Origin of the sequence: Thomasclavelia sp. (genome assembly GCF_017889095.1) — a bacterium.
Lineage (GTDB): Bacteria > Bacillota_I > Bacilli_A > Erysipelotrichales > Coprobacillaceae > Thomasclavelia.
Genome location: NZ_JAGHEW010000273.1, coordinates 1 through 3,538, shown reverse-complemented (window position 1 = coordinate 3,538; position 3,538 = coordinate 1). Strand labels below are relative to the sequence as shown.

Annotated in this window: 4 protein-coding genes; all 4 read right to left on the bottom strand. The window is 32.2% G+C overall.

What is annotated here, in order from left to right; all coding sequences use genetic code 11:
- Positions 1-77: 77 nt before the first annotated feature.
- Positions 78-956, bottom strand: a complete 879-nt coding sequence (locus J7M77_RS12100; RefSeq protein WP_296878906.1) for an aldose 1-epimerase family protein — start codon at positions 954-956, stop codon at positions 78-80.
- 2 nt (positions 957-958) lie between these two features.
- Positions 959-2,098: an N-acetylglucosamine-6-phosphate deacetylase gene (nagA, locus tag J7M77_RS12095; protein ID WP_296878904.1), complete on the bottom strand. Its 1,140-nt coding sequence runs from the start codon at positions 2,096-2,098 to the stop codon at positions 959-961.
- A 97-nt stretch (positions 2,099-2,195) separates the two neighbouring features.
- A complete protein-coding gene (rbfA, locus tag J7M77_RS12090) occupies positions 2,196-2,546 on the bottom strand; it encodes a 30S ribosome-binding factor RbfA (RefSeq protein WP_296878902.1) in 351 nt (116 codons plus the stop codon).
- A 10-nt stretch (positions 2,547-2,556) separates the two neighbouring features.
- Positions 2,557-3,538 (bottom strand): translation initiation factor IF-2 (gene infB, locus J7M77_RS12085; protein WP_296878900.1); only part of this gene is annotated, 982 nt, incomplete at its 5' end.

Sequence of the window (3,538 nt, the reverse complement as noted above, 5' to 3'; positions counted from 1 at the left end):
GTCTAATTCATGAGTTTTTTCAATAATTTTTACTTTCATATTTATACTATAAATTAATGAAAGTAAAATATTTGTCATTACTGGTTAATTTCAACTTTAAAAGTACATTCAAATACTTGATCTTGTTTTAAAGCAACTACGCCTTCTTTTTCTTTAAATTCACCATCAAAATCAACATAATCACTATGACCAACCCAAGGTTCAATTGCAATTAAACCACCTACATGTTTAGCAGCCCACAATCCTAAATGATTAAAGCCTTCCATGTGGAAAACAATTGATTTTTGATGATTTAATGATTTTAATGCAACTGACTCAGATTTAAAATCTTTAAAAACGATAGCATCATTACTAAATAATTGTTGTCTAACAAAAAATCTCTTTTCATTTTCAAAAAATGGAATTGTAGTTCTTGACATTCCTTTACGTTTGACATCAATAACTTTTTGCGATAATGTTTCGTTTTCACTAAATTCTAAATAATAGTCATTACTTGACTCATCATCTTTAAACGGACAAGCAAATGCTGGATGACCGCCAATTTGGAAATAAATAGTTTTATCATCAACATTAGTAACTTTACAATTACATACTAAAACATTTTTTTCAAGTTTGTAAGTAACTTCTAATTTAAATAAATATGGATACTGTTTTGCGATTTCGTCATTAGAAGTCAATGTAAACACAACTTCTTCATCACTTTTTTGATTTGTCGCATACTCACTATGACGTGAAAAACCATGTTGGGTCATTGAATATACTTTTCCATCAATGCGACATTCATTATTTTTTAAAGCACCAACAATCGGAAAAAGAATGGGAGCACTATTAGCCCATTGAATTGGATCACGACGCCACATATAATTAATTTGATCTTCAAGACCAACAATTTTAATTATTTCTGCCCCTTTGCTTGCAAGCGTAACTTCTAAGCAATCATTTTTTAATACAACCATTTTTAACCTCCTATTTCAATTTTTCCATTAACCATGGCAAAATCAACATTAATTTCTTCATCAAACATAATGATATCGGCAGTTTTATTAACCGCAATTTCACCTAAATCAATTAAATTCAAATTTTTAGCTGGGTTAAGGCTTGCTAGATTAACTGCTTCATTAATTGTAAGTCCCAAATGATTATAAGCATTTTTAACAGCATCATTTAATGCTAAAATACTTCCGGCTAAAGTACCATCTTTTAATCTGGCAGCTTTATCTTTTACATAAACTGGCTGATTTCCTAACTTATACTGACCGTCTGGAAGTCCTGAAGCTTCAATAGAATCAGTGATTAACATTACTTTATCTAATCCTTTAGCTTTTAATAATACTTTTGCTGCTGGATAGCTGACATGAATTCCATCTAAGATCAATTCCGCATAAACTTGATCATGTTCCATGATTGCTCCTACAACACCAGGATTTCGGTGAGTTAATGGTGTCATTGCATTATAAGTATGTGTTCCGGATGTCGCTCCAGCATTGATTCCTACTACTGCCTGATCATAAGTAGCATCAGTATGACCAATACTTACAACGACACCTTCTTTAACTAAATATTCAATTAATTTATCACTATTTTCTCTTTCTGGTGCTAAACTAATTTTTTTAACTACCCAACTATATTCACCAGTTAAAGCCTGATAATTTTCAACTGTTGGTTCAATCATAAACTCTTCAGGTTGGGCTCCTTTATATTTTTTATTAAAGAAAGGACCTTCCATATGAACCCCAAGAATTTTACTACCACTAGTTTTATCAATGTTTTTAGCTACATTTTCGATTGCTGCATAAGTATCTTCTTTAGACATTGTCATTGTCGTTGGTAAAATACTAGTAACTCCTGCTTTAATTGATGTAGTTGTAATCGTATTGATATCTTTAAAAGTAGGATACATCGTATCACTGCCACCACGGCCATGGCTATGAACATCAATAAATCCAGGTGAAACATAGCGCCCCTTAGCATCAATAACTGTTTCATCGTCTGGCTGACGTTTAGAAATTTCAGTAATTTTGCTTCCATCAATGAATACATTTCCATCAATCACTTTATCTTTTAAAATGACTTTCCCGTTTAAAATACAATATTTCATTATTAAAATCCTCCTATTTATCTAATATTATAGCACAATTTTATCAAGATGAAACCAATATGATGGCAAATAAAAAAAAGGGAATGCGATTCCCTTTTTACTTATCTTGTTGATGAAGATCTTTAATGATTTTATCAATTCTATTTCCATATTCTAAAGATTTATCTAAGACAAATTGAATTTCAGGCACTTTTCTAATTGTTAGTCGTTTTGCTAAAAGAGAACGAATGAATCCTTTAGAACGTTCTAAAGCCTCCATTTTCTTTTCGACATTATTGTTATCTTTTCCTAAAAAAGTAACATAAACTTTAGAAATCGATAAATCTTTAGTAGTTTCAACCCCAGTGATTGTACAAAACCCAATTTTAGAGTTTTTTACTTCAAATTGTAAGATCTGTGACAATTCACGCTGAATTATCCCATTCATTTTATCCTTTTTTAAAACCATTTAATATCACCTACTTGTTTTCTACTTCTTCCATGATATAGCCTTCAACAATATCGCCTTCTTTGATATCATTGTAATTTTCAATACTTAAACCACATTCAAAACCAGTTTGAACTTCTTTGACATCATCTTGGAAACGTTTCAAGGAAGCTAATTTTCCTTCATAAATAACAACACCGTCACGAATTAAACGAATACCACAATTTCGACGAATATAACCATCAGTTACATAGCATCCTGCAATATTACCAATTTTTGAAATTCTAATAACTTGACGAATCTCCGCTTGTCCGGTAATAACTTCTTGAACTTCAGGAGCTAACATTCCTTTCATGGCAACTTCGATTTCTTCCACCATTTTATAGATTACGTTATGAAGACGAATTTCAATTCCTTCTTCTTCAGCTTTTTGTCTTACTTTTGCATTTGGACGAACATTGAATCCATAAATAATGGCATTTGATGCTGAAGCTAATAAAACATCTGATTCGGAAATTCCACCAGCGGTTGAACGGATAACGTTTACGCGAACTCCTTCAACGTCAATTTTTTCTAATGAAGCTTTAACAGCTTCAGCAGTTCCTTGTACATCGGCTTTAACGATGATATTTAAATCAATAATTTCACCGTCTTTAATTTGTGAGAATAAATCATCTAATGAAAGTGCTGCTCCAGTGCTACGTTCTTTATCTTGTTTAGCTTTTAATCTGGCTTCACCGACACTACGTGCTTGTTTTTCGCTTTCAAAAACCATGAATTTATCCCCGGCAACTGGTACATCATTTAAACCGGTGATTTCTACTGGTGTTGCTGGTAAAGCTTCTTTGATGATCTTACCATGATCATCTTGCATTTGCCGAACTCGTCCAAAACATGTACCAACTACGATTGGATCACCAGCTCTTAAAGTTCCGTTAGAAACTAATAAAGTTGCTACTGGACCACGACCTTTATCCAATTTACCTTCAACAACACTTCCGTAAGCATAACGG

What these genes read in the sequence shown, in the direction of transcription:
- rbfA (WP_296878902.1), bottom strand. Translation starts at nt 2,546, where the DNA reads ATGGTTTTAAAAAAGGATAAAATGAATGGGATAATTCAGCGTGAATTG.
- J7M77_RS12100 (WP_296878906.1), bottom strand. Translation starts at nt 956, where the DNA reads ATGGTTGTATTAAAAAATGATTGCTTAGAAGTTACGCTTGCAAGCAAA.
- nagA (WP_296878904.1), bottom strand. Translation starts at nt 2,098, where the DNA reads ATGAAATATTGTATTTTAAACGGGAAAGTCATTTTAAAAGATAAAGTG.